This window comes from Micromonospora sp. CNZ303 (genome assembly GCF_004345505.1).
In genome coordinates this window covers 171,511-196,974 of the sequence record NZ_SLVT01000013.1, presented here as the reverse complement: position 1 = coordinate 196,974, position 25,464 = coordinate 171,511, and the positions used below count along the sequence as shown (strand labels likewise).

The 25,464-nt window shown below is 74.7% G+C and carries 26 protein-coding genes; 16 read left to right on the top strand and 10 right to left on the bottom strand.

Annotated features, from left to right (window positions below; genetic code table 11):
* Positions 1 to 143 precede the first annotated feature (143 nt).
* The gene (locus EV374_RS21380; protein ID WP_132238054.1) at positions 144 to 458 is read left to right on the top strand and encodes a hypothetical protein; all 315 of its coding nucleotides are present in this window, start codon (positions 144 to 146) and stop codon (positions 456 to 458) included.
* Positions 459 to 531: 73 nt separating this feature from the next.
* On the opposite strand, the gene EV374_RS21375 is transcribed toward EV374_RS21380, so the two are convergent.
* Both EV374_RS21375 and EV374_RS21370 read right to left on the bottom strand, forming a co-directional pair.
* Positions 532 to 876 (bottom strand): STAS domain-containing protein, encoded by a 345-nt coding sequence (locus tag EV374_RS21375; protein WP_132238052.1) that lies wholly within the window; start codon positions 874 to 876, stop codon positions 532 to 534.
* Between the two features lie 56 nt (positions 877 to 932).
* The gene (locus tag EV374_RS21370; protein WP_132238134.1) at positions 933 to 1,277 is read right to left on the bottom strand and encodes an STAS domain-containing protein; all 345 of its coding nucleotides are present in this window, start codon (positions 1,275 to 1,277) and stop codon (positions 933 to 935) included.
* Positions 1,278 to 1,524: 247 nt separating this feature from the next.
* Between EV374_RS21370 and EV374_RS21365 the strand changes: the two genes are divergently transcribed.
* The 5 genes from EV374_RS21365 (at position 1,525) to EV374_RS21345 (ending at position 5,990) form a co-directional block, all read left to right on the top strand.
* Positions 1,525 to 3,285, top strand: coding sequence for a PP2C family protein-serine/threonine phosphatase (locus EV374_RS21365; protein ID WP_132238050.1), 1,761 nt, complete (start codon positions 1,525 to 1,527; stop codon positions 3,283 to 3,285).
* Positions 3,282 to 4,334, top strand: a complete 1,053-nt coding sequence (locus EV374_RS21360) for a cobalamin-dependent protein (protein ID WP_132238048.1) — start codon at positions 3,282 to 3,284, stop codon at positions 4,332 to 4,334. Before EV374_RS21365 ends, EV374_RS21360 begins: the two co-directional genes overlap by 4 nt.
* Positions 4,335 to 4,419: 85 nt before the next feature.
* Positions 4,420 to 4,767, top strand: a complete 348-nt coding sequence (locus EV374_RS21355; RefSeq protein ID WP_132238046.1) for an STAS domain-containing protein — start codon at positions 4,420 to 4,422, stop codon at positions 4,765 to 4,767.
* A 70-nt stretch (positions 4,768 to 4,837) separates the two neighbouring features.
* The gene (locus EV374_RS21350; protein WP_132238044.1) at positions 4,838 to 5,284 is read left to right on the top strand and encodes a response regulator; all 447 of its coding nucleotides are present in this window, start codon (positions 4,838 to 4,840) and stop codon (positions 5,282 to 5,284) included.
* Positions 5,285 to 5,456: 172 nt separating this feature from the next.
* Positions 5,457 to 5,990: an ATPase gene (locus tag EV374_RS21345; RefSeq protein ID WP_132238042.1), complete on the top strand. Its 534-nt coding sequence runs from the start codon at positions 5,457 to 5,459 to the stop codon at positions 5,988 to 5,990.
* 37 nt (positions 5,991 to 6,027) lie between these two features.
* Here the strand turns inward: EV374_RS21345 and EV374_RS21340 are convergent, their stop codons facing one another.
* From EV374_RS21340 to EV374_RS21330, 3 genes are all read right to left on the bottom strand, one after another.
* Entirely contained in the window at positions 6,028 to 6,876 is an 849-nt protein-coding gene (locus EV374_RS21340) for a hypothetical protein (RefSeq protein ID WP_207914425.1), read from the bottom strand.
* 340 nt (positions 6,877 to 7,216) lie between these two features.
* Positions 7,217 to 7,645, bottom strand: coding sequence for an OsmC family protein (locus EV374_RS21335; protein ID WP_089000686.1), 429 nt, complete (start codon positions 7,643 to 7,645; stop codon positions 7,217 to 7,219).
* Between the two features lie 135 nt (positions 7,646 to 7,780).
* Positions 7,781 to 8,734 (bottom strand): serine/threonine-protein kinase, encoded by a 954-nt coding sequence (locus EV374_RS21330; protein ID WP_132238040.1) that lies wholly within the window; start codon positions 8,732 to 8,734, stop codon positions 7,781 to 7,783.
* 172 nt (positions 8,735 to 8,906) lie between these two features.
* On the opposite strand from EV374_RS21330, the gene EV374_RS21325 reads away from it, so the two are divergent.
* The 3 genes from EV374_RS21325 (at position 8,907) to EV374_RS21315 (ending at position 11,543) form a co-directional block, all read left to right on the top strand.
* Entirely contained in the window at positions 8,907 to 9,137 is a 231-nt protein-coding gene (locus EV374_RS21325) for a hypothetical protein (RefSeq protein WP_132238038.1), read from the top strand.
* Positions 9,138 to 9,316: 179 nt separating this feature from the next.
* A complete protein-coding gene (locus EV374_RS21320) occupies positions 9,317 to 10,063 on the top strand; it encodes a response regulator transcription factor (protein ID WP_132238036.1) in 747 nt (248 codons plus the stop codon).
* A gap of 28 nt (positions 10,064 to 10,091) precedes the next feature.
* Positions 10,092 to 11,543, top strand: a complete 1,452-nt coding sequence (locus EV374_RS21315) for a sensor histidine kinase (protein WP_486485884.1) — start codon at positions 10,092 to 10,094, stop codon at positions 11,541 to 11,543.
* 120 nt (positions 11,544 to 11,663) lie between these two features.
* On the opposite strand, the gene EV374_RS21310 is transcribed toward EV374_RS21315, so the two are convergent.
* A complete protein-coding gene (locus EV374_RS21310) occupies positions 11,664 to 12,518 on the bottom strand; it encodes an arginase family protein (RefSeq protein WP_132238032.1) in 855 nt (284 codons plus the stop codon).
* 37 nt (positions 12,519 to 12,555) lie between these two features.
* On the opposite strand from EV374_RS21310, the gene EV374_RS21305 reads away from it, so the two are divergent.
* The 3 genes from EV374_RS21305 (at position 12,556) to EV374_RS21295 (ending at position 14,386) form a co-directional block, all read left to right on the top strand.
* Entirely contained in the window at positions 12,556 to 13,242 is a 687-nt protein-coding gene (locus EV374_RS21305; protein ID WP_132238030.1) for a helix-turn-helix transcriptional regulator, read from the top strand.
* A gap of 77 nt (positions 13,243 to 13,319) precedes the next feature.
* On the top strand, positions 13,320 to 14,024 hold the full coding sequence (locus tag EV374_RS21300; RefSeq protein ID WP_132238028.1) for a hypothetical protein: 705 nt from the start codon (positions 13,320 to 13,322) through the stop codon (positions 14,022 to 14,024).
* The gene (locus EV374_RS21295; protein ID WP_132238026.1) at positions 14,021 to 14,386 is read left to right on the top strand and encodes a transcriptional regulator; all 366 of its coding nucleotides are present in this window, start codon (positions 14,021 to 14,023) and stop codon (positions 14,384 to 14,386) included. Before EV374_RS21300 ends, EV374_RS21295 begins: the two co-directional genes overlap by 4 nt.
* 48 nt (positions 14,387 to 14,434) lie before the next feature.
* On the opposite strand, the gene EV374_RS21290 is transcribed toward EV374_RS21295, so the two are convergent.
* Positions 14,435 to 14,881, bottom strand: a complete 447-nt coding sequence (locus EV374_RS21290) for a VOC family protein (protein ID WP_207914423.1) — start codon at positions 14,879 to 14,881, stop codon at positions 14,435 to 14,437.
* Positions 14,882 to 15,019: 138 nt separating this feature from the next.
* Between EV374_RS21290 and EV374_RS32700 the strand changes: the two genes are divergently transcribed.
* The 4 genes from EV374_RS32700 to EV374_RS21275 all read left to right on the top strand — a co-directional run bounded on the left by EV374_RS32700 (position 15,020) and on the right by EV374_RS21275 (position 20,579).
* On the top strand, positions 15,020 to 15,169 hold the full coding sequence (locus EV374_RS32700) for a hypothetical protein (RefSeq protein ID WP_165947858.1): 150 nt from the start codon (positions 15,020 to 15,022) through the stop codon (positions 15,167 to 15,169).
* Positions 15,170 to 15,178: 9 nt separating this feature from the next.
* Positions 15,179 to 16,603: a class I SAM-dependent methyltransferase gene (locus EV374_RS21285; protein WP_132238022.1), complete on the top strand. Its 1,425-nt coding sequence runs from the start codon at positions 15,179 to 15,181 to the stop codon at positions 16,601 to 16,603.
* Between the two features lie 70 nt (positions 16,604 to 16,673).
* The gene (locus EV374_RS21280) at positions 16,674 to 18,740 is read left to right on the top strand and encodes a sulfatase-like hydrolase/transferase (RefSeq protein WP_132238130.1); all 2,067 of its coding nucleotides are present in this window, start codon (positions 16,674 to 16,676) and stop codon (positions 18,738 to 18,740) included.
* Positions 18,741 to 19,295: 555 nt separating this feature from the next.
* Positions 19,296 to 20,579 carry a citrate synthase gene (locus EV374_RS21275; protein WP_132238020.1) on the top strand — a complete coding sequence of 428 codons (1,284 nt, stop codon included), beginning with the start codon at positions 19,296 to 19,298 and terminating at the stop codon, positions 20,577 to 20,579.
* 149 nt (positions 20,580 to 20,728) lie between these two features.
* Here EV374_RS21275 and EV374_RS21270 read toward each other — a convergent pair whose 3' ends face one another.
* The 3 genes from EV374_RS21270 to EV374_RS21260 all read right to left on the bottom strand — a co-directional run bounded on the left by EV374_RS21270 (position 20,729) and on the right by EV374_RS21260 (position 25,329).
* Positions 20,729 to 22,123, bottom strand: a complete 1,395-nt coding sequence (locus EV374_RS21270; RefSeq protein WP_132238018.1) for a glycosyltransferase family 4 protein — start codon at positions 22,121 to 22,123, stop codon at positions 20,729 to 20,731.
* Between the two features lie 322 nt (positions 22,124 to 22,445).
* Entirely contained in the window at positions 22,446 to 23,120 is a 675-nt protein-coding gene (locus EV374_RS21265) for a fasciclin domain-containing protein (RefSeq protein WP_132238016.1), read from the bottom strand.
* An 88-nt stretch (positions 23,121 to 23,208) separates the two neighbouring features.
* Positions 23,209 to 25,329 carry a M14 family metallopeptidase gene (locus EV374_RS21260; RefSeq protein WP_132238014.1) on the bottom strand — a complete coding sequence of 707 codons (2,121 nt, stop codon included), beginning with the start codon at positions 25,327 to 25,329 and terminating at the stop codon, positions 23,209 to 23,211.
* Positions 25,330 to 25,464 lie beyond the last annotated feature (135 nt).

Sequence of the window (25,464 nt, the reverse complement as noted above, 5' to 3'; positions counted from 1 at the left end):
ACGGACGCCGACGGCCGGGCCGGCGACGCCCGGATGGGCGGCGGGACAGCTTCATCCGGCGGGGGTGAGGGGCGGTCACCCGACGGGAGCCGACGATCGCAGCGGACCGGAGAACTTCCGAGCACGCGGAAGGACAGGTCGTGATGAAGAGGATCGTCGAGATCGTTCCCGCCCGACCCGGCTGGTACGCCCGCTGGCGCCTCTCGCCCGAGGACACCCGCTGCTACCCGGTGAGCCTGTGGGCGCTGCTGGAGGAGGGCGACGGCTCGGGTCGTGAGGTGGTCGGGGTGGACTGCATCGGGCAGTGGCCCGGGGCGGACGACAACGAGGCGGGTGGGGTGTTCGTCCGCTATCTCTTCCAGACTCCCGATTCCGGGCCGCCGGAGGACGCCGAGCCGCCGACGACGGGGCAGCGGCGGACCCGTGGACCCCGGCTGCAACCGCTCACCGCGCCCTGATCCTCACTCCGGCCCCCGGCCCCTGGTCCCAGGGTTGGGGGCCACCCCTCGCCCGCGCGGCGCTCCGCCGGCCTCAGCCCGCCCGGCGGGCGTCGCCGTCGCTGCCGCGTTCCACCGCGAGCAGCTCGGTCAGGCCGGTGCGGTCGAGCAACTGCTGGAGCTGGGGGTTGATCCCGGTGAGTCGGACCGCGCCCGTGCCGTCGTGATGGGCGGTCAGGAACGCGCTGAGCCCGGACGAGTCGCACAGGCTGACCGCGTTCAGGTCGAACAGGAGCTCCTGGCAGCCGTCCTGGCGCAGCTCGGCGGCGGCGGCGACGAGCTCCGGGGCGGTGTCGAAGTCCAGCTCACCGGCCAGCCGGAGCCGGGCACGCCCGGCGTCGAGCCGGGTCACCTCGATGGTCAACAGCTGAGCGGCCATGCGCCCATGTTCCCAGCCGCGGGCCCGGGTGCAAAGCCGGGGGCGGGCGGAGCGCGTCAGGCCGTGCCGGCGGCGTCCTCCGTCGCCGCCAGGCCCTCGCCGAGCGGCCGGGCGAGCAGGCCCGTGACGCCGGTCATGTCGAGGATCGTCGCCAGGAACCGGGGCACGGCGCACAGCCGGAGGGCGGTGCCGCACTGCTGCCCCTCGCGCCACGCGTGCACGATCACCCCGAGGCCGGTGCTGTCGATGAAGAGCAGGCCGGTGAAGTCGAGGACGAGGGCCGGCGGAGCGTCGGCGAGGATCCGGTCGACCTCGGCGCGCAGCGGCCCGGCGGTGGTGTAGGCGAGGTCGCCCCCGACCCGGATGAGCGGTGCGGCGGGATCCGACCGGTCGACGGTCATGCTCAACGGAGTCGCCTCGGGTTGGCTCCGACGGGACAGCACGATCACGCCCTTTCGCAGGCCGCCGAGGGGCGGGGATGCGGGGATCGTAACAACGCGCCGCAGGTCCCGCCGGGCACCGACGCCGAGCGCACGACGGGCGTCGGGTGGCGTTCGCGGCGCACGGGCGTAGGGTGGGTGCGAGAGATCCGACCACCTGTGCTGCCTCCCGGTGGTACGGGTTTCGACAAGGAGTGGGGCTCAGCCGGTGACTGCTGCGGACGTCCGGGACTCGGATCCCGGCGACGGGCGGGTCTCCACACCGGGTGCCGCACGGGCCACGGCGTGGTCCGCCGGCGCCCCGGCACGCCCGGTCTCCGCGCTGCCCGCGCTGGCGGCCGACCGGGAGCACGCGGCGCCCGACTGGTCCGAGGTCGTCGAGCACTTCCGCGAGGGTCTCGTCGTCTGCGACGCGCAAGGCGTCGTCCGGCACGTCAGCCCGGTGGCCGAGCGGCTGCTGCCCGAGGTCACCCCGGGCGAGCTGCTCGCGGCGGCCAACCTTGCCGGGCTGAGCGCCGACGGCGAGTTCACCCACCGCGACCGCCGGCTGCGCGCGCGCCGGGTGCCGCTGTCGGCCGCCCGCTGCTGCTGGTACGTCGAGGACGTCACCGAGAGCGTCACCCGCGCCGACGCCCTGCTCGCCGAGCGGGCCCGCTCGGCGTTCCTGGCGGTCGTCGGCGAGAAGCTCGGCAACCCCCTGCACCCGGACCGGGCCGCCGCGGCGGTGGTCCGTCTCGCCGTGCCGACGCTGGCCGAGGTGGCGGTGCTGGTGCTGGCATCCCGTTCCGGTCGGGCGCGCTGGTGGCGGGCCGCCCGCAGCGACGACGACGCCCCGGTGGTGGACAGCGGCATCCTGCCCGCCGTCGACCTGCCCGCGGCGATCACCGAGGGGCTGGACGGCGGGGAACCGCACACCCTCGACTGGCTGGCGGAGCAGGCCGCGGAGGCCGGCTGGCTGCCTGGGCTGACCGCGGCGGAGGCCTGCGTGCGGGTGGTGCCGCTGCCCGGTCGCGACGCCCCGGCCGGCGTGCTGCTGGTCGCGCGGCGCGTCGAGCGCTGGTACGACGAGGCCGACGTCGACCTGGCCCGTGCCTTCGCGGCCCGGGCGGGGGCGGCGCTGACCACGGCGCTGCTCTACCGCGACCAGGCCGAGGTCGCCGATACGCTCCAGGCGAGCCTGGTGCCGGTGGAGCCGGCTGAGGCGACCGGGGTGCAGTGGGGCACCGCCTACCGGCCGGCCCAGGCCGGGTTGCGTATCGGCGGCGACTTCTACGGCTCGCACCGGCTGGCCGACGGCGGCTCCGTGTTCTTCCTGGGCGACGTCTCCGGCAAGGGTGTCGAGGCGGCGGTCTTCACCGGCCAGCTACGTCAGTGCCTCCAGGCGCTGCACCGGGTCGAGTCGCAGCCGGGGCGCCTGCTGAAGCTGCTCAACGACGCGCTGCTGGAGACCAGCCAGGCGCAGGGGCAGGGGCGGTTCGCGACCATGGTGCTGGGAGTGGTCCGCGTGCACCGCGAGGGCGGCCTGACCCTGACCCTGGCCGGCGGCGGGCATCTGCCGCCGCTGGTGCTGCGCGGCTCCGGCGAGGTCGAGCCGGTCCCGCTGTCGGGCATGCTGGTCGGCGTGGTCCCCGATCCCCGGATCGGGGAGGTGACCGTCCGGCTGGAGCCGGGCGAGACCTGCCTGCTCTACAGCGACGGGGTGACCGAGGCGCGCGGGGGTCGCCGCGGCAACGAGCAGTTCGGCACGGAGCGGCTGGTGCACGCGGTCACCGGCTGCCAGCGGATGCCCGCGCCCGCCCTCGCCGAGCGCGTCGAACAGGTGACCTGCGACTGGCTGGCCCACGGCGACCACGACGACATCGCCGTGCTCGCGCTGCGCGCGACCGGTCCGGGTGGGCGTACGGCCAGGCACCTGCACGCGGTGCCCGACGCGAGCGGCGCCGCCGAGGCGAGGGAGACCCGACCGTGACCGCCGCCGCGACCGCCGGCGCCACCCCGGCAGGCGCCTGGCCCGGATACCTGGACTCCCTCCAGGAGGCGGACGAGTACGCCGCCATCGAGGTGGCCACCGGCCTGCTCGAGGCCGGCGTGCCCGCCGAGCGCGTCCTGCTCGACCTGGTCGCCCCGGCGCAGGCCGAGGTGGGGGAGCGGTGGGCGCGTAACGAGTGGAGCGTCGCCCAGGAGCACGCCGCGACGCACATCAGCGAGCGGGTGGTGGCGGCGGTGGCCGCGTACGCCAACCCGCGCCCGACGCGGGGCCGGGTGGTGGTGGCCTGCATGGACGGCGAGTGGCACGCCCTGCCGCCCCGGCTGGTCGCCGAGGTGCTGCGGCTGCGGGGCTGGCAGGTCACCTTCCTCGGCGCGAGCGTCCCCGCCCCGCACCTGGTGTCGTACCTGCACCGGCACGACGCCCACGCGGTCGCGCTCGCCTGTGCGCTGCCGATGCGCCTGCCGCACGCGCACCGCATGATCGAGGCGTGCCGGCGCGTGGACGTCCCCGTGGTGGTGGGGGGCCGGGGGTTCGGCGCGGACGGCCGCTGGGCCCGGCGGCTCGGTGTCGCCTGGGCGCCCGACGCCCCGACCGCCGCGAACCTGATCGGCGACGAGCGCGCGCTGCGCCGCGTCCCGCCGGCGGAGCTGAGCCACCTGGCCGACGACGAATACACCAGCCTGCTCAAGCGGCGCGGCGAGCTGATCGACGGCGCGCTGGCGGACCTGCGGGAACACGACCCGGGGACGCGTGACTACACGCCCAGTCAGCTGGACTCCACCGTCAGCGACCTGGGCTACATCGTGGACTTCCTGGCCGCAGCGCTCTACGTCGACGACGGCTCGCTGTTCACCGAGTTCGTCGACTGGCTGGTCGAGATCCTCACCAGTCGGGGTGTGCCGGCCCCCGCCCTGGGGTCGACTCTGGAACACTACGGGCGGGTCCTGCGCGACTTTCCCCGGGCCGCACGGTTCCTCGGGGCGGCGCGGTCGTCCCTGGTCAGGGCGGGCGACTCCGGGGCGCGATGAGCGCCGGTGCGACCGTTTCGGGTGCCCCTGCTTATACTTGCCATACTGCAAGCATCAGCCTGTGGCGGAGCGAGGGGGTCCAGGGGTGACGTTCACGGTCACGTACGCCGACCGCGACGGCGGGGCGACGCGCCTGCGGCTGGCCGGCGAACTCGACCTGAGCACCGCGCCCGAGCTCAACGCCGCCATCGACCGGCTGGTCGACGCCGGCGAGCGCCGCCTGCTGGTGGACCTGACGGAGCTCACCTTCTGCGACTCCACCGGCATCGCCGCCTTCGTCCGGGGCGACAACCGGGTCGCCGCCGACGGCGGGTGGCTGCGGGTCACCGGCGCCACCGGCCGGGTCGACCGTGTGCTCCAGGTGACAGGGCTGGCCGAGGTGCTGAGGCACGAGTCCGGCAGGGCCGACCCGACGGCGCGGTCCGCCGGCTGATGGGCTAGATTTCCCCGCCGGCACAGAGCGCCTCGCGATTCTCCGTTCCACCGACCCGAAGCAGGTAGTGATGGGTGCAGACACCCCGAGTCCGGTTCGCATCCTGGTGGTGGACGACGACCCGGGCGACGTGTTGATGATCGAGGAGGCGCTCGCCGACTCCGACGTCGACAAGGTCATCGACGTGGTCAGCGACGGCCAGGAGGCGATGGAGTTCCTGCGCCGCGAGGGGCGGCACGCCGAGGCCCGGCGGCCGGACGTCATCCTGCTCGACCTGAACATGCCCCGGATGGACGGGCGCCAGGTGCTCGGCGAGGTCAAGAGCGACGAGGACCTGCGTACGATCCCGATCGTCGTGCTGACCACCTCCAACGCCGACACGGACATCGTGGGCAGCTACACGCTCCAGGCCAACGCCTACGTCACCAAGCCGATCGACCTGGACGACTTCAACGACGTGGTGCGCCGGATCGACGAGTTCTTCGGCCGGGTGGTCGTGCTCCCGAAGCGCTCCTGAGGCGCCCCCGGGCGGATCGTTCCCGCCGGGTCGCGCGCCGGCGCCCGCGCCGTGCCCGGCCTTGCGGGCGTCCGCATGGTGAACATTTTTCCCGAAGCCCCTCCGCTGCCGCCCCCAGCGCCGAGGATCCAGGGTGGGGAAGGAAACCACCGGCTGCCTGGGGGGCGACAGTATGAGGTTCTGCGTCGTGGAGACCGGCTACGACCAGCGGCAGGTCGATTCCTGCCTGGACGAGATCGGCGTCCGGCTGGCCCGGCTCGCCGCCCGGACGGAGGGCGCCGCGAGGGCCGGTCGCGAGTGGGACGAGATCCGCGACGAGGCGACGGCGCTGCGCGGCCTGCTCGAACGGCTGGACCTCGGCGACGCGGACCGGGCCCGGCGCGGCGCGCACGACGCCGATCGCGAAGCGGTAGACCTGCTGGCCCGGGCGCGGGTCGAGCTCGACGCGGCCCGGGAGGAGGCCCGGCAGGTGCGCGAGCGGGTCTATGCCGAGGCCGTGCAGGCCCGCCGGGACTTCGAGGAGGCGCTGTTCGCCCGGCGCAGGCGCGAGGCCCGGGTGGACCGGATCCTCGACGGGCTGACCGTCGAGCCGGTCCCGGCGGACACTCCGACCGCCGCGGCGGGGGTGCCGGCGACCCGGATCGCCGCCCGGGGCGGCGCGGACGCGTCCAGCGAGCCGCCGGGCGGCCGCGCCGGGATCCGCTGACCCGGGCGGGCCCGGCACCGGCGCGGAGCCGGCGCCGTCAGGTCAGCGCGGCGACGACGGTGGTGGCCAGGCCCTCGTGCTGGGCGTACGCGTCGGGGAAGGCCGAGACCTGTACGGCCTGGGCGGCGCCGGCCACGCTCATCTGCTGCCAGCCAGGAACGTCCCGCAGCGCCTCGTAGAAGGCCCGCGCGGCGTACGACGGGCGCATCAGCTCGCGTACGGTGCCCCAGCCGCTGCTCGGGCGCTGCTGGAACAGGCCCACGGAGTCGTGGTCGGAGCCGCTGCCCTGGTGCGGGTACCGGCTGGACTCCGGAAGCACGTCGCTGGCGAGGTTGTAGAGCCGGCTCTCCTGCATCGCGGTAGCCACGGCCACCACCATGGCGCGGCGCGGCATCTTCAGCTCGGCGCCCACGTCGACGATGATCTTGGCGTTGTTCATCTGCGCCTGGGTGAGCCCGGCGACCGGGCGTGGGCGGGGTGGCGGGGCCGGCTTGCGCGGGGCCTTGCGGGTGGCCGAGGGGGTCGGCTTCGGCGTCGGGCTGGTGCTGAGCGTGGGTGAGGGCGAAGGCGAGACGGCCCGGTCCAGGGAGCGCGAGGCGCGGTCGTCGTCGACGGCCCGCTCGGCCAGCGCCTCGGCCACGGGTTCCCGCGCGGCGTCGGTGTTCTCACGCGTGCCGGCGAACGCGGCCACGCCGAGGCAGCAGGTCACGCCGGTGGCGAGCGCGACCCGGACGGGGGTCGAGGCGAGCAGGGCCCGGCCGCCGCGGCGCTGCCGTTCCGCAGCGCGATGACGGCCGGTCGTCCGTTCGGTCGAGGCGGGATCATCCGGGCGGGCAGCCGGTCGATCCTGGGTCAGCTTCTGGTCGAGGGGATCGTCGTGGTGCACCCGCCGAGGCTAGAAAGGCGAGCGCGTCTTGCCATCGGCCTGGTTGGTGGCATGCGCCACATTTTGCGCCGATCTGCCGGCTGATTACCCCCGGCGGGTCATCAACGCCGCCAACCACTCTTGTCGACTCTTTCGCATATATCCGATTAAGGGCCCGCAACCGGGCGGAGAGCCGATCGCAGGCTCGGGTGCCGGGCCAGCGCCGAGCCTCCACCGAACGGTGGAGGCCGCCGTGGGCCACCCGCCCGACCGCCCGTCGGCCTCAAGGCGACGGCGCAGGTCGTACCGGCGGCGGTGGTGTCAGAGCTGTCCCGCGCCGCAGGGCCCGCCGACGGGTCGGTCAGTGCCGGCCGTTCTCCGCCGGGGTGACGGTCAGCCGGTGCCGGCTGCCATCGCCGCTGGAGAAGGGCCACAACCGGTCCGCGTGCTCGACCAACTCGGCCAGCTGTTGCCGGCTCAGCCCCGCCGACGAGATGGAGGCGTGCACGTCGGCCCGGTACCGGCCGTCGTCGTCGCGCCCGAGCTTCGCCTCCGCGCGTACCTGCACGGTGTGCGCCTCGTCGGTGATCTCGCCCGCCGCCTCCACCGCCGCGTGGTGCAGGCAGGACGCGAAGGCGGCGGCGAGCAGTTGCTCCGGGGTCAGCCCCGAGCAGTGCGGCGCCAGTGGGGACGCCAGGGCCGTGGACAGGCTCCCGTCGTCGGTGCGTACGTGGCCGCCCTCGGCGGTCGCGGTGGCCGTCTCGTTCAGCCAGGAGCTCGATTCCGGCATCGCGTTCCTCCCGTCGCTCACCGGCCCGGCTACCCGGCCCCCGGACGGTGAAACGCGGGCGACGGGTGGGCGGCCCGACGGACGCCGGACGGATCGGCCCCACGACGCCGACCTGGCCGGGCCGCGGGAGGAGGCTCAGCGGGCCCGGGTGGACCAGTCGGGAACGGGGGCCGCCTCGGTCGCCTCGGCCGCCGCCCGCTCGGTCCACGGCGAGATCGACCCGCCGCGCTGTCGTGGCGCCATGGGCTGCCCCAGCGGCACGTACACGCGGGCGTCCACCGCCTCGGCCAGCAGCAGGGCCGCCATCAGGCTGGACGGCCGGTCGGCCGGGTCGTCGGCCAGGCAGCTCGCGCACAGGTCGGCCACCTCCGGCGGCAGCCCCTCGATCTCCGGCAGCGGCAGCGGCGGCTGCCGCCGGCGCGCGCCGAGCAGTTGGGTCGGGGTCGTGGTGCCCGCCTGGTACGGCAGCCGCCCGGTCAGGCAGTAGTAGAGCAGCACGCCGAGGGCGTACATGTCGGCGGCGGGTGTGACGGGCGCCCGTTCCAGCTGCTCCGGCGCGAGGTAGGCGGGCGTGCCGACCACCATCCCCTCCGGTGACCGGTCCGGGGTGCCGGACGGGGTGGCGATGCCGAAGTCGAGCACCTTCACGCCGGCCGGGGTCAGGATGACGTTCGCCGGCTTGACGTCGCGGTGCACGATGCCGTGCGCGTGCGCCGCGGCCAGCGCGGCGCTCACCTCGGCGCAGACCCGTACGGCGATGCGCCAGTCCAGCGGTCCGGTCCGCAGGTGCGCGGCCAGCGTCTCGCCCTCGGCCAGTTCCATGACGATGTAGGGCACCTGGCCCTCGGGGCCCGTCCCGCAGGTGCCGAAGTCGTGCACGGAGGCCACGTTCGGGTGCACCAGCCGGGCGGCGGAGCGGGCCTCCGCGCGGATGCGCTCCACAGAGGTGTCCTGGCCCTCCTGCCCGGGGGACATCACCTTCACCGCGACCGGCCGGTCCAGCACCGCGTCGTGGGCCCGCCAGACCTCCGACATGCCGCCGATGCCGATGCGCTGTTCGAGCCGGTATCGCCCGTCCAGCGTTCTCATCGACCGCTCCCTGCTCTTCCTGGCCCGTCCCTCGACAGGTCCCCAGGGCAGCGGTACCCGAGCTCCGATCAGGGCAAACCGCTGCCGGATCCGGGCGGTGCCGCCCACCGCTGCGGTAGCTTGCGAGCCAGGGCCGCTGCCGGGGCGGCACTGCGGGAAGGCGGGCGCACGGATGAGCGAGGTGACCGTACGCTTCGTCGGCGGCCCGGCCCACGACCTGGTCCGGTCGGTGCCCGCCGAGCCGGACGGCTCCCCGCCGGCGCACTGGATCCTGCGTCACCCCGACGGCGTCGGGCCGGCCACGGCCGGCGGACCGGACCACCTCTACCAGCGCGAGCAGCCCACCGGCGGCACCTGGACGATGCGCTTCGTGCACACCTACCCGGTGGGCATGACCGAGTGAGGGCGCCCGTCGCCCGTCGGGCGGGGCGGCCGGTGGGCGTGGCCGGGCACCACGGCGACGACGACCACCGCCGCGTCCCGGGGGTCCGGTCGCCCGGTGGTGGACGGGCCGGCCGGCACACAGCGGGGGCACAGGTGGCGCACAAGCCGGGCACAGCGGCCCGGCGCACGATGGGGGCCATGGTGACGGACGGGCAGGTCGGGGCGGGCCGGATCGAGCTGCGCCGCCCCGACGGGGAGCCGGTGCGGGTGCTGGTGGTCGACGACGAGCCGACCCTGGCCGACCTGCTGTCGATGGCGTTGCGCTACGAGGGCTGGCAGGTGCGTACGGCGGGCGACGGCACGTCAGCGCTGAACGCGGCGCGGCAGTTCCGGCCGGACGCCGTGGTGCTCGACGTGATGCTGCCCGACCTGGACGGCTTCCAGGTGCTGCGTCGGCTGCGTGAGCAGGCCCCGACGGTGCCGGTGCTCTTCCTGACGGCGCGGGACGCGGTGGAGGAACGGATCGCCGGGCTGACCGTCGGCGGCGACGACTACGTCACCAAGCCGTTCAGCCTGGAGGAGGTGATCGCCCGGCTGCGGGCGCTGCTGCGCCGCTCGGGCTTCGCCGTCGCCGCCCGCCCGGACGCGGTGCTCACCGTCGGCGATCTCAGCCTCGACGAGGACAGCCACGAGGTACGCCGCGACGGCTGCCCCGTCACGCTCACCGCCACCGAGTTCGAGCTGCTGCGCTACCTCATGCGCAACCCGCGCCGGGTGCTCAGCAAGGCGCAGATCCTCGATCACGTCTGGCACTACGACTTCGGCGGCCAGGCCAACGTGGTGGAGCTGTACATCTCGTACCTGCGGAAGAAGATCGACGCGGGCCGGAAGCCGATGATCCACACGCTGCGCGGCGCGGGGTATGTCCTCCGGCCGGCGGAGTGAGCGGGCCGCCGGCCGGCTGCGCCACCGGCTGGCCGGGGTGTCGCTGCGGACCCGCCTGGTGGTCATCCTGGTCGCCCTGCTGGCCCTCGTCAGCGTCGCCATCGGCGGGATCACCACGGTCGCGCTGCGGCAGTTCCTGATCGACCGCGTCGACGAGCAGCTGGCACCGATGCGCGCCGTCCCCAGGCGGGGCGGGCCGTCGCCCGCCGAGTGGCCGCGCGGCGGCAGCGGCGGGCCGGACGCCCGGATTCCCCGGGGCCTCCCGCCGGGGACGGTCGCCGCCGAGGTGGCCGACGGCCGGGTGGTCCGGGCCTGGACCCTCGCCGACCGGGAGGAACGCGCCGTCCCCGCGGGGGACCTGGCCGGCCTCGCGGACCTGCCCACGGACGGCCGGCCCCGCACCCGCGAGCTGGGCGAGCGCGGTGCCTACCGGGTGGTGGCGCGCCAGCTTCCGGGCGGGACAGTGCGGGTGCTCGGCCTGCCGCTGTCGGGCGTGTCGGAGACCGTCTGGTGGCTGGTCGCCGCGCAGGCCGGCGTGGCGACCGCGGGGCTGCTCGTCGCCGGCGGGGCCGGTGCCCTGATCGTGCGGGCGACGCTGCGCCCGCTGCGCCGGGTCGCCACCACCGCCGGCCGGGTCAGCGAGCTGCCCCTGGACCGCGGCGAGGTCGCGCTGTCGGTGCGGGTGCCGGCCGCCGACACCGACCCGCGCACCGAGGTCGGGCAGGTGGGCGCGGCGCTGAACCGGATGCTGGGGCACGTCGGCGCCGCGCTCGCCGCCCGCCAGGCCAGCGAGACCCGGGTACGCCAGTTCGTCGCCGACGCCAGCCACGAGCTGCGTACGCCGCTGGCGGCCATCCGGGGGTACGCCGAGGTCGCCCGGCGCGGCCGGGACGAGGTGCCGCCCGACGTGGCCCACGCGTTGCGTCGGGTCGAGTCCGAGAGCGCCCGGATGACCCGCCTCGTCGACGACCTGCTGCTGCTCGCCCGGCTCGACTCGGGCCGGCCGCTCGTGGTCGAGCCTGTGGACCTGTCCGCGCTGGTGGTGGACGCGGTCGGCGACGCGCACGTGGCGGGGCCGGAGCACCGGTGGCGGCTCGGCCTGCCGGACACCGTGGTCCGCGTCCCCGGCGACCCGGCCCGGCTGCACCAGGTGCTGGCGAACCTGCTGGCCAACGCCCGGGTGCACACCCCGCCCGGCACCACGGTCACCACCGCCCTGCGGGTCGACGGCGACGTCGCCGTGCTCGGCGTCGCCGACGACGGGCCGGGCGTGCCGCCGGCGCTGCGGGCCGAGGTGTTCGAACGCTTCTCCCGGGGCGACAGCTCCCGGTCCCGGGCGCACGGCAGCACCGGCCTGGGCCTGGCGATCGTGGCCGCCGTTGTGGAGGCCCACCACGGCACGGTCGAGCTGGACAGCCGGCCGGGGCGCACGGTGTTCACCGTCCGGCTGCCCGGCGCCGCCACCGACGCCGACGCCTGAGCGCCGCCTCGGGGCCGTCGCCGCGCTGCGCGCCCGTGTCGACATCGTCCAGGACCGGACGGCCGTACCGGGTCGCGCGTCGGGTGCCACGGCCGGCCGCCCGCACGCCCGACGGCGGGGTCAGTCGGCCAGCAGTTCGGCGAGGGCCTGCCCGACGCGCTCCGCGTGTCGCCCGTCGGGGTCCTCGTCGGCGTTGAAGTCGGTGACGCTCATCCCGATCAGTCGACCCGAGGTCACCAGCGGTCGGGCCAGCGCGATGAGGTCGGCCCAGTCCAGCCCGTCCGGCTCGGGATAGCTGACCGCCGGGAGCACCAGCGGGTCGAGCACGTCGAGGTCGAGGTGCAGCCAGGCCGGCGTCGTACCGGCGGCGAGATCCCGGCCCACCGCCGCCGCGTCGGCGCCCCGCAGCCGGGTGGCCGGCACCAGGTGGACGGCGGGGTCGATCCGGGAGGCCTCCTTCCCGTCCGTCGCGGCCCGGTCGAGCGGCCGGTGGCCGAGCAGGTGCACCTGGTCGGGGTCGACCAGCGGCCCCTCCCGGTCGAGGACCCCCGCCGGGCCGTGGTCGGTGACGATCGACAGGTCCATGTCGGCCGCCTCACCGGTGGGTGAGGTGCGGCCGTCCTCGAAGTCCAGGTGGGCGTCGAGGAACCACAGGTCGAAGCCGGCGGGCAGCCCCGCCAGGATGCCGGGCAGGATCGCGCAGTCGCCGCCGAGCACCAGCGGATGCCGTCCCGAGCCGATCAGCGTCGTCGTGCGGGCGGCGATCGCCCGGCCGGCGCGGCGCACCTGGTCGACGCCGATCACCCCGGTCTCAGGGTCCCGTACCGGGTCGGTGATCAGGGCGTCGACCGCGCCGGCGTCGGCCGCGCCCAGCCGGCCCAGCAGCCCGGCGGTCCGCAGCGCGGCGGGCGCCCGGTGCTCGCCCCGGCCGCGTCCGGAGGAGTCGAGGGGAGCGTCCAGCACCGACCATCGCACACCCGGAGGCTAGCCCGGCCGTGGCAGGCTGGGCGGCATGTACCGGGAACGTCCGGCCGGGTTCGCCGGCGCGGTGCTCTGGACCAGCGCCACGACGGCGGGCGCCGCACCGACCAGGGTGCTCCCCGACGGCTGCCTCGACCTGCTCTGGTCGAGCCGCTGCGGGCTGACGGTGGCCGGGCCGGACCGCACCGCGCACCTGAGCGGCGGCGGGCCGCCGGAGCGCTGGGTGGGGCTGCGGCTGCCGCCGGGCATCGGACCGGCGGTGCTCGGCGTACCGGCCGTCGAGCTGCGCGACCGGCGGGTTCCCCTGGCGGCGCTGTGGGGCGACCGGGACGTCGCCCGGCTGGCCGAGCGGGCGGAGGCGGCCCCGGCCGACGTGCTGACGGAGATCGCCGTCCGGCGGCTGCGGGCGGACGGCGGGCCCGATCCGATCGGCGCCCGGGTCGCCGCCGCGTTGGCCGCCGGCGCCAGCGTGACCGCGACCGCCGCCGGGACCGGCCTCGATCCGCGCGCCCTGCACCGTCGGTGCCAGCACCTGTTCGGGTACGGCCCGAAGACCCTGGCCCGGATCCTGCGGATGGGGCGCGCGCTGGCGCTGGCCCGTGCCGGCACCCCGCTGGCCGAGGTGGCGGCCCGCTGCGGCTACGCCGACCAGGCCCACCTGACCCGCGACGTGCGGGACCTGGCCGGCGTGCCGCCGACCGCCCTGCTGCCCCGCTGAGCGGGCGGATCCCCGAACCCTGCCCCAGTTCGCCGAGAGGTCTAGCGCCAATCGGTTTGCTATGGAAACCTGTTGGCATGACTTCAAACGTGGTTCCTGCCGGCGGCGATCCCCGCCGGCTCCTGGCCGAGGCGTACGGCCTGGCACGACGGGTCCGGCTGGCCCAGCGGGTGACGTGGCTGCCGCTGCTGGTGCTGGCCGTGGTGACCTTCGGCGCGATTCCGGTCTCCGGGTGGGGCCCCACGGTCGTCCGTGACTGCCGGGCGGCGGACGGCGGTCAGGTGTGCAAGGTCTGGGAGCCGGTCCCGCAGCTCTACTGGCTGGCGGCGCTGTCCCTGGCGTACCTGGTGATCGCCGGCGGGTACCTGCGGGTCGCCCGGGCCCGGGGCGTGGACACCCGGGTGCGGCCGTACGTGCTCACCGGTGTCGCGCTCACGGTCGTGCTGTTCGCCGCCATCGCCGCCGGCGCCGGCGCGTGGATCGTCCCCGACTCCCAGCTCCTGGACCCGTCCGCCGCCGTGCGGGTCCTGTTCCGGCTGCTCACGCCGATCGGCGTGATCGGGCTGGCCCTGCTGGTGCTGGCCTGGCTGGAGCGGCATCCCGCGCTGCTGGTGTTCGCCCTCGGCTACCTGACGGTGGTGCTGGTGCCGATCGACTTCGGCTGGGGAGCCCACTGGGGCGGCCGGTGGCAGGGAGCGCCGATGCTGGTCATCAGTGGCGGCGTACTGCTGCTGGGCGGCGCCGGCTTCGCGCTGGCGCAACGGCTGCGGGGGCCCCGGTGACGGGCTCTGTCGACGCCTCGGCACCGGACGGGACGGCGTCCGCCCATCCGGTCACCGAGCTCGACGACGTGGTGCACCAGCGGGTCAGGCTCGGCATCCTCACCATCGCCCACGAGGCCCGACGGGTCGAGTTCCGGTTCCTGCGTACCCAGCTGGACCTGACCGCCGGCAACCTCTCCAAGCACCTCAGCGTGCTGGAGGCGGCCGGCCTGATCCAGGTCGAGAAGGGCTACGAGGGCCGGCGGGGTCGCACCTGGATCAGCCTGACCCTGGCCGGCACCACCGCGCTCGACGAGGAGATCGCCCAGCTCAAGCAGCTCATCGCCCGCGTCGAGGTCACCCGACCGCCGGAGGACCGATGACCGCCGCGCCGGTCACCTGACCCGCGCTCCGGCGGCTCCGGTCCGCGTTCAGCTCGCGGCGAGCGGGGCGAACAGGTCCACGCCGTTGCCGTCGGGGTCGAGCACCACCGCGTACCGCTGGCCCCAGTAGGCGTCCCACGGGGGCAGGTGACCCTCGTGGCCCTCGGCCACCAGCTCCGCGTAGAGCCGGTCCACCTCCGCCGGGTCGGCGCACAGGAAGGCGAGGCTGGCCCCGCCGCCGCCCCCGGGCTTCCAGTCGGGGTCGAGCGCGCGGACGGTGTCGGCGGTGTCCCAGGCCAGCCGGATGCCGCCGGGCAGGGTGACCTCCACGTGCGGCGCGGTGTCGGCGTCGGCGGGGATGTCGAGGCCGAGCCGCCGGTAGAAGGCGAGGGAGCGGGGCAGGTCGCTGCTGACCATGCCGATGAGATCGAGTCTGGGTGCCATGGCTCCCACCGTAGGGAGGCTCCCGGCGCCCGTCTTGAACGAAACGGACAACCGGGCGGAGTGTCGGGTGTGCCCTTCACGAACGGGACGATCGGCGTAGCGTGTCAGACAAGTCCGGCTTTACGGGCAAATCCCTCAAGGATCCTGCCCGCGTACGCCGACATCGAGACGCGAGGAAAGGAGCGGTCGGTGGAACACCTGGCCTACCTGGACGCGGGGTCCGGCAGCCTGATCGTGCAGGCGGTGGTCGGCGGGGTGGCCGGCGCCGCGGTGGCGGCCAAGCTCTACTGGCGGCGACTGGTCGACCGGTTCCGCCGCCAGCCCACCGACCAGCGCTGACCCCGGCCGATGGCGACCTCCCGCACCGGCCTGCGCGCCGAGCCAGGCTCCTTCCGCGACCCCGCAAACCGGGTCTTCCACCTCGACGGCGACGTGCTGCGCGGGCTGGACGAGCAGGCCGCCGGGGAGTGGCGCGCGCTGACCGCCAGCGAGTTCTTCCCGCCGCTGCTCGCCGCCGGCAAGGTGTGCGGCACCGAGGCGGTCGACTCGCCGGCCGTGCCGTCGGCCGACCGGTGGGCCGCCGTCCTGCGCCACGAGCGCATCCCGTTCGTCTCCCACCCGTACGAGTGGTCCTTCACCATGCTGCGCGACGCGGCGCTGCTGCACCTGGAGATCCTGCGGGCGGCCCTGCCGGCCGGGTTCACCACGAAGGACGGGTCGGCCTACAACCTCCAGTGGCGGGGCGCCGAACCGGTGTTCATCGACGTCGGCTCGTTCACCCCGGCCCGCGACGGCGAGCCCTGGGCCGGCTACCGGCAGTTCTGCCAGACGCTGCTCTACCCGCTGCTGCTCGGCGCCCATCTCGGACTGGACTTCCAGCCCTGGCTGCGCGCCCGGGTCGACGGCATCGAGCCCGAGCAGATGCGCCGGCTGTTCGGCGGCGTCCGACGGCTGCTGCCCGGCGTGCCCACCCACGTGCACCTGCACGACGCCATGCAGCGGCGCAACGCCCGGGCCAGCACCGCCGACGTCCGGTCCCAGTTGCGGGCCGCCGGGTACTCGCGGGAGTTGGCGCTGGCCACCGTACGCGGCATCGAGAAGCTCGTCCGGCGGCTGGAGCCCCGCCGCACGGCCAGCCACTGGGTCGACTACCAGCGCACCTGCGCGTACACCGCCGACGACCGGGCCGCGAAGGAACGCTTCGTCGCCGAGGCGCTGGCCGACGGACCACGGCCCCGCCTGGCGCTGGACCTCGGCGCCAACGACGGCCGGTACGCCCGCCTCGCCGCCCGGCACGCCGACTACGTCGTCGCGGTCGAGCAGGACCCGGGCGTGGTCGACGGGTTCTACCGGGACCTGCGCGCGGCGGGGGAGCGGCGGATCCTGCCCCTGGTGATGGATCTCGCCGACCCGTCGCCCGGCGGCGGCTGGCGCGGCGTCGAGCGGGCCTCGTTCGCGGACCGGGTGGAGGCGGACGTGGTCCTCGCCCTGGCCGTGGTGCACCACCTGGCGATCGGGCGCAACGTGCCGCTGCCCGAGGTGCTGGACTGGCTCGTCGGGCTCGCCGCCCCGGGCGCCCGGGTGGTGGTGGAGTTCGTCCATCCCGAGGACCCGATGGCCCGGCGGCTGCTGGCCAACAAGCCCGAGGGGCTCTTCCCCGACTACCGGCCGGCCGAGTTCGAGCGGCTGCTCGCCGCGCGCTGCCGGATCGCGCGGCGACTCGACCTGCCCTCGGGCACCCGGACGCTCTACGCGGCGGTCGTGGGTGACTGAGCCCGCGAACGCCCTGCCGCCCGACCTGTCCGCCCCGCCCGCCCCGTCCGGCCAGTCCGGTCCCGCCGACCTGTCCGGCTCGTCCGGCCCGGTCGGCCCGGCCGATCCGGTCGATGGGTGCGGCGAGGGGCCTGCCGAGGCGGTCGCCGCCCCGGCGGGCGGCTGGCGTACGGAGTTGGGCCGGCTGGCCGAGGTGGCGGGGCTCGTCGGGCTCGTGGTCACCCAGCCGCTGCTGGACGTCCTCGGGCGCAGCCCCGACTTCTTCCTGTTCCACCGGGCCGACCGGGGGGAGATCATGCTGCTGGTGGCGTTGGTCGCGCTGGTGCCCACCGCCGCCGTCGCGCTGCCCGGCGCGCTGTCCCGCCTGGCTGGACGCACCGCCCGCTCGGCCACGCACACCCTGCTGGTCGGCCTGCTGCTCGCCGCGCTGGCCGTGCAGGTCGGCCGGCACGGTACGCCGCTGCGGGGCGTACCGCTGCTGCTGCTCGCCGCGGTGGCCGGGGCCGCCGGGGCCGCCGCCCACCGGCGTTGGCGCGCGCCCGGGCGGATGCTGCGGCTGGCCGCGGCCGGGCCGCTGCTGTTCGTCGGGCTGTTCGTATTCGCCTCGCCCACCTCCACGGTGGTGCTGCCCCGGGGCGAGGGCGGCGCCGCCGGGGTGGCCGGGCCCGGCAATCATCCGCCCGTGGTCGTGCTGGTCCTCGACGAGCTGCCCCTGGTCTCCCTGCTCGGCGCGGACGGGCGGATCGACGCCACCCGGTTCCCGCACTTCGCGGAGCTGGCCGGCGGCTCCACCTGGTACCGCAACGCCACCGGCGTCAGCGGCTGGACGCCCTACGCGCTGCCGGCCATGCTCACCGGCCGCTACCCGCAGCGGGCGGCGGCGCCGCACTACTCGCAGTACCCGGACAACCTCTTCACCGCCCTCGGCGGCCTGTACGACGTCCGCGCCGAGGAGAGCATCACCCGGCTCTGCCCGCCCAGCCGCTGTGAGCAGCCGATCAGCCCGGAGCAGGGGATGGGCGTGCTGATCCGGCAGGCCGGCGGGCTGCTGCGGCAGGTCACCGCCCCGGTGGACAGCCGCGTCGACCCGGAGGACTCGTACCGCGAGCGGACCCGCGCGGAGGCGGGCATCGACGCCGCCGAGCCGGTGCCGGCGGACCCGAAGTTCCGCTGGGACAGCCTCGACGACAACCAGCCGGCCCGCTTCACCAGCTTCCTCGCCGGGCTGGGGCCGGCACCCCGGCCCACCCTGCACTTCCTGCACCTGCTGATGCCGCACTCGCCGTGGGCGTACCTGCCGTCGGGGGCGCGCTACGACGCTCCGGACGACCTGCCCAACGACGGCGACGGCTGGGCCGAGCTGGCCCGCCGGCGGCACCTCGCGCAGCTGGGCTACACCGACCGGCTGATCGGGGAGACCCTGCGTACCCTGCGCTCCACCGGCCTCTACGACCAGGCCCTGCTGGTGGTCACCGCCGACCACGGCGTCAGCTTCACCCCCGGCGCCCAGGGCCGCGGCATGGGCGCCATCCGGGCCGCCCCCGACGAGGTCGCCTGGGTGCCGACGTTCGTCAAGACCCCCGGCCAGCGCGCCGGCCGGACCGACGACCGGAACTGGCAGCACGTCGACCTGCTGCCCACCATCGCCGACGAGGCGGCCATCCGGCTCCCGTGGCCCGTCGACGGCCGGTCCGCCCGACAGACCCCGCGCGCCGAGGCGGGCAAGGTCTTCTACGACCGCCCCGGCCAGCCGACCCCCATCACCGGCGGCGTGCCGGCCCCGCCCGCGCCGCCCGCGCCCCATCCGCTGGTGGGCACCGCCGTCGGCGACCGCCCGACCGGCGGCACCGCCCGGGTCGCCGACCTGGCCGCGTTCGACGCGGTGGACCCGGACACCGGGCGGCTGCCGGCCGCCGTCTGGGGCGACGTGCCGGACGACGTACCCGACGGCACACCCCTGGCGATCGCCGTCAACGGCCGGATCGGCGCGGTCGTCCCGGTGGTGCCCCGCGACGCCGGCGGCCGCCGCTTCGCCGTCCTGCTCGCCGACGACCGCCTCTTCCACGCCGGCGCCAACCGCCTCACCGTCTACCGCGTAGCCCCCGACAACACCCTCCTCACCCTCACCCTCACCTGACTCCCCGGCCCTGCCCGGCCCCGGTCCTGCCCGGCCCCGGACCCGGACCCGGACCCGGCCAACCGCACCACCCCCGCGCCGCGCCGCACCGCACCGCGCCGTACCGGTTGATCATGAAGTTATTGCCCACGGAAAGCGCATTCCAGGGCAATAACTTCATGGTCAACGCCGGGAAAGGGAGCGGGAGCGCGGGCCGGGCAGGGCCGGGTCCGGGCACGCGGCGCGGCGCGGGGACAGCGTGGGGCGGTGGCGCGGGGACAGCGTGGGGCGGTGGCGCGGGGACAGCGTGGGGCGGTGGCGCGGCGCGGGACAGCGCGGCGCGGTGGCGCGGGGTGGGGCGGGGAGAAAGCGGCACGGGCGCGGTGGGTGGTGTGGGATGGGATGGGGCTGGGTGGTGGGTGTGCGTCCGGATTGCGCGGGTTTCCCGGGTCGCTGGTCGGGAAACGGGTGACGCATGCCTCACCGTCGAACCACGACGGGCGGTATCTCCTCGACCGTGATTACGGTAAAAGCGAAGGCAATTCAACGCAGATCTGCCGGCGAAGCGAGGGAACCATGACGGAAGTCAAGCTCGATCACCCCGGTGGGCAGCTTTCGATGCCGGTGCAATCCGCGGTCGAGGGCCCCGCCGGCATCGGGGTGGGCAAGCTGCTGAAGGAAACCGGGATGACGACGTACGACCCCGGTTTCGTCAACACCGCGGCCTGCTCGTCCGACATCACCTACATCGACGGCGACGCGGGGATCCTGCGTTACCGTGGGTACCCGATCGAGCAGCTCGCGGAGAAGTCCTCCTTCCTGGAGGTCTCCTACCTGCTGATCTACGGTGAGCTGCCGACCCAGCAGCAGTTGACCGAGTTCACCGAGCGGATCCGCCGGCACTCGCTGCTGCACGAGGAGATGCGCCGCTTCTTCGACGGCTTCCCGCGCGACGCGCACCCGATGGCCGTGCTCTCGTCGGCCGTCAGCGCCATCTCCACCTTCTACCAGGACAGCCTGGACCCGTTCGACTCCTCGCACGTCGAGATGTCCACGGTGCGGCTGATGGCGAAGGTGCCCACCATCGCCTCGTACGCGTACAAGAAGTCGATCGGCCAGCCGCTGCTGTACCCGGACAACTCGCTGGGCTACGTGGAGAACTTCCTGCGGATGACCTTCGGCGTGCCGGCGGAGCCGTACGAGGTCGACCCGGTGATGGCCAAGGTGCTGGACATGCTGTTCATCCTGCACGCCGACCACGAGCAGAACTGCTCCACCTCGACCGTGCGGCTGGTCGGCTCCAGCAACGCCAACCTCTTCGCCTCGGTCTCGGCGGGCGTCAACGCGCTCTTCGGCCCGCTGCACGGCGGCGCCAACCAGGCCGTGCTGGAGATGCTGGAGAAGATCCAGGCCGACGGCGGCGACGTCGGGTCCTTCGTACGCAAGGTGAAGGACAAGCAGGACGGCGTGAAGCTGATGGGCTTCGGCCACCGGGTCTACAAGAACTACGACCCGCGTGCGGCGATCGTGAAGAAGGCGGCCCAGGACGTGCTCGGCCGGATGGCCAAGCCCGACCCGCTGCTGGACATCGCCATGCAGCTGGAGGAGATCGCGCTCGCCGACGAGTTCTTCGTCTCCCGCAAGCTCTACCCGAACGTGGACTTCTACACCGGCCTGATCTACAAGGCCATGGGCTTCCCGACCAAGATGTTCACGGTGCTCTTCGCGCTGGGCCGGCTCCCCGGCTGGATCGCGCAGTGGCGCGAGATGATCAACGACCCGGAGACCAAGATCGGCCGCCCGCGGCAGATCTACACCGGTGCCCCCGAGCGGGCGTACGCCCCGTTCTCGGAGCGCTGAGTTCCGGCCGTACCGACGACGAAGGCCGCCGACCCGCACGGGGTCGGCGGCCTTCGTCGTGTCGCATCCACCGCCGTCGCGCCCGACGGGGTGTAAGGAAGGGCACCTTCCTATGCAAGAAACGATAGGAAGGTGCCCTTGCTTACCCCTTAGCGGAGGCCGGCGGCGGCGAGCAGGTTGCCCTCGGCGATCGACGGCACGGCGCGGCCCCGGGTCACCCGCTCGGCGGCGAACGACCCGGCGGTGGCGATCGCGGCCGCGTAGGCGGCGGCCGTACGCTGCGCGATGGCCGACCAGCCGTAGCGCTCGTGCACCATGACGCGGGCCCGGCGGGCGAGTTGGCGGGCCCGCTCCCGGTCCGACAGCAGCGCGTCGACGGCGTCGGTCAGCCCGTCCGGGTCGTGCGGCCGGAAGGTCATCCCGGTCACCCCGGGCTCGACGATCTCGGCGAGCCCGCCGGTCGCGGCGACGGCCAGGGGTGCGCCGGCGGCGGCGCCCTCCAGGGCCACCATGCCGAACGGCTCGTAGATGCTCGGCACGGCGAAGCAGTCCGACGCGGCCATCACGGCGGGCAGGTCGGTGCCGCCGAGGAAGCCCGGCAGGCTGACCGTGCCGCCGAGGCCCAGGCGGCGCACCTCGGCCTCCAGTTCGCCGCGGTACGGCCCGTCGCCGACGATGACGGCGCGCAGCCCGGGGTGCCGCTCGCGCAGCCGGGGCAGCCCGGCGATCAGGTGCTGCACGCCCTTCTCGTAGACCAGCCGGCCGGCGAAGGTGACCAGCGGCCCGTCCCCGGCGAAGCGGGCGCGGGCCTGCGCCACCGCGGCGGCCGGGACGCGCCAGCGGTGCGGCTCCACGCCGTTGGGCACCACGTCGACGCGGCCCGTCGGAACGCCGAACAGCCCGGTCACCTCGTCGCGCATGTAGCCGGAGCAGACGATCACCCGGCCCGACTCGCCGGCCAGCCAGTGTTCGACGCCGTGGATGGTGCGGTTCATCTCCTCGGGCAGCCAGCCCTGGTGTCGGCCGGCCTCGGTGGCGTGGATGGTGCTGACGAGGGGGATGTCGAGGTGTTCGCGCAGGGTCATCGCGGTGTGGGCGACGAGCCAGTCGTGGGCGTGGATGACGTCGTAGGTGCCGGCCTCGGTGGCGCGTAGTGCGGCGCGGGTGAGGGTGTGGTTGAAGGCCATGGTCCAGGCGAGCAGGGAGGAGGTGGCCAGGGGGAAGGTGACGGGGTCTTCGGCGGCGCGGACGATGCGGACGCCGTCGGCGTACTCCTCCAGGGGTGCGCCGTCGGTGTGTCGGGTGACGACGGTGACCTCGTGTCCGGCGGCGGCGAGGGCGACGGAGAGGGCGTGCACGTGTCGGCCGAGCCCGCCGACGAGGACGGGCGGGTACTCCCAGGAGAGCATGAGGATGCGGCGGCTCTGCGGGGGCGTGCCCGTCGTACCGGACTGCGCCGGGACCTGGGGCCGGGAGGTGAGGGTGGGCCGGTGGACCCGGCCCGGGGTGCTGGTGGGCTGCTCGTCGACCCGCAGGGTCGTCACAATCGATCTCCGTCCGTGCATGGTGGGACGCGCCGGCAGCGGTGGCGGCGGAACGGTGCTGAGGGATGGCCGAATGGCCGGGCCGGGACGCGCGGGCGCGCCCCCGGGAACAAGCAAAGGGCATCCCGACCGATCCCGCATCTCGAAAGGGGCCAAGGTGACGGAGGACACCTGAAAGTGCCGGTTCGTGTCAGTCGGGTGGATTCCGGTCGTCGGCCGACCGGGTGAGAAGGCGGCGGGACCTGCGGCGACCGCCCCCGAGTACGGGAACGGCCGCCGACCCCGCACACGGGGTCGGCGGCCGTCCGCCGGGCGGCACCGCTCAGTGGGCGTGGTCCTCCTCGTGGGCGGTCTCCGGCAGGTTGCCGAGCACCTTGTCGATCACGTGGATCCGGGCACCGCCGGCCCGGTAGTCCGCGCAGATCGTCTCGGCCCGGTCGGCCAGCCGGACGCCCGACCCGGCCGGGGCGACGGCGAGGGTGGTGCCCGCCAGGGTGGTGACGGTGCCGGCGGACGCCAGGTCGGCCACCGGGTGAGCCCCGGCGACCAGGTGCTCCTTCAACAGCCCGCGCAGCGTCGCGGTGTCCTTGAGCAGCAGCTGGTCCAGGTTGGCGGTGGAGAACCTGGCCCGGAAGGCGTCGTCGGTGGGGGCGAGGATGGTGAGCCCGCCCGCGGCGGACAGCTCCTCGGTCATCCCGGTGGCCCGCACCGCCGCCTCGAACATGGTGAGCACGGGAATCCAGGTCAGGGCCTGTGCGGGGGACCGGTCCACCAGCGAGCCCGGACTACCCGGCTCGGTCCCCGAGGGCAGCGCGTCGCACAGCGGTCCGGTGACCGCGGCCGGTGTGCTGTCGCCGGTGCGCTCCGCCGCGGCGGGGGACTCCTGCGAGCCGGTGCATCCGGTCAGCGCGACCAGGAGGGCCAGGGCCGCCCCGGCCGCCGCCCGCCGACGGCGGGCGGCCCGGGGCGCAGGGCCGGGGATGTGGGTCTCGGACACGGTCTCTCCACTCCAGTACCGGTACGGCAGGTGCCGGCAGGTCGGCGGTGGGCCGACCTGCCGGCATCCCGGGCGGGGACTCAGCAGGTCAGAGCTGGGCGCACTGGCCGAACTTCGGACCACTCACCGAGTTGGCGACCTCCAGGTTCGTCGGTGCCGGGGAGTTGCCGGTGCAGTCCAGCGGGCCGTTGACGGTGTTGCCCGCCACCAGCGGGGCCACGGTCTTGCCGTTGACCACGCCGACCGGGCCGGTCAGCGTGTTGCCGACCACCACGACCGGGCCCTGGGTGCCGGTGGCGCGCACCGGACCGTTGACCCTGCTGTCGGTCACGACGAACCCGGCGGCGCCCGTGGCGTCGACGGGACCGTTGATCGAGCTGCCGTTGACGATCAGCACCGCGCCGGGACGCACCTGGACCGGACCCCGGACGGTGGCCCCGTCCAGGCAGGCGACGCCGGAGACGACCAGCGGGCCGTTGCGGGTACCGGTCAGGGTGGGGGCGACCCGCTCGCCGGCGACCAGGCCCTCCACGGCCTGCTCGTCGAGCAGCAGCGGGATCAGGCCCCGCTGCGGCTGGGACAGCGGAACCAGGTAGCTGTCGCCGACCTTGATCACCTTCCAGCCGTGGGCGGCGAGCCGCTGGGCCACGGTGGTCCGCTGGCCGGCCGGGCCGTCGGTGCGCTCGCCGTGGTACTGCTCCTCGGTCAGCCGGTACGCGCACGGCGCCTGCTCGAGGATCCGCTCCGGGGTGGGGGCGTCCGCGGGCGGCGGGGCCTCACCCGGGTGCGGGGCGGGGTACGCCTCGATCTTGCGGGAGCCCCGGAACACGATGCGTCCCTCGTTGGCGGACTGCGACAGGATCCCCTCGGCACGGGCCTTGGTGATGCCCTGGACGCTGGCGCCGTGGTACGTGAGGAACTGGTTGAACGTCCACAGCGCGGAGTAGGTCTTGCGCCGGCGGTTGTTCGCGGTGTTGGACTCGTCGGGCCGCGTCGGGCCACCGGAGCTGCGCAGCTCCAACAGGGAGTTGACCACGTTCTTCAGGCCGAGGGTGTTGCGCAGGATGGTCTCCTCGCTCAGCCCCACGTTGGCCCCGGTGGTGCACCCGTACGGACAGGCCCACCAGCCGTCCCGGGCGCCCTCGGTGTACATGTGGCCCTCGATCATCTTCTGCGACTCGTCGAAGATGCCCTGCGCCACGTTCTGGTGCCGCGGCGGCAGCATCGGCAGGTCACCGGTGTTGGTGTTGCCGTACTCGTGGCCGTCGTAACCGGCGATCGGCCGGTAGTCGCGCACCATCTCGGCGAGGGCGCGGGTCTCCGGCTGGCGGATCAGCGAGTGGTCCCGGTTCAGGTCCTGGCCGGTGGAGTTGCCCCGGGAGTTGGCCGCCCGCCCGTCGCCGTTGAGCGTCGGCACGATGAGCATGGTGGTCTTCGACAGCAGGTCGAGGGTCTTGGCGTCCTTGGTGAAGGCGAGCTGCCGGGCCATGATCAGGCAGGCCTCGCGGTCACCCGGCTCGTTGCCGTGCACGTTGCAGTTGACCATCAGCGGGTTGGTCGCGGCCACCGCCTCCGGCGTCGCCGCCGGCCGGGGGTAGCCGATGACCAGCATGTTGATCGGCCGGTTCAGGACGGTACGGCCGATCTCGACGACGCGGACCCGCTCGCTGGCCCCGTCGAGCGCGGCGGTGTACGCGTACTCGTTGACGTCGCTGGTGTACTGCGCGCCCAGCGTCTCCTCCCACTGGGTGCGCAGGTTCTCACCCGGGGTGCCCGGGTCGCCCCAGTGGCCGCGGGTGGTGCCGCTGACCGGCGCCGAGTAGGGCTGGACCTCGGTGCCGAAGCGGGCCCGTACCCGCCATTGGAAGCCGTTGCCGGGGGCGAAGCCGGCGTCGGCGAAGGTCGGCTCGTCGTTGTTGACCTGCCGGTTCGGGCGCCACACGCCGGCGATGACCGGCGTGCCGGGCGTGCCGTCCGCGGCGAGCGGGGTCCGCTCGATCTGGTAGTCGGTGGCCCCTTCCACCCGGGTCCACGCCAGCGTGGCGTACCCGTCACCCTGCACGACCGTGAGGCCCTGCACCTGGTTCGGCTCCGCCTGCTGCAGGGCCGCGCTCGGCTGCCCCTGCGCCTGCGCGGGCACCGCCGTCGCCACGAGGGCGGCGGCGAGCAGCGCGGAGAACACACCGGCCGTTGTCCGTCTGTATCTCAAAAGGATCTCCAAACAGGAGGGATGGCTGGGTGCGCCCAGCACACCCGTACTCGGCCCACCGGTGGCGGGCGGCCTGCGATTCTTGAGGATCACCTGAGATTCCCGACGCGGTAACCGGGACGCGGGTCGCGGTTC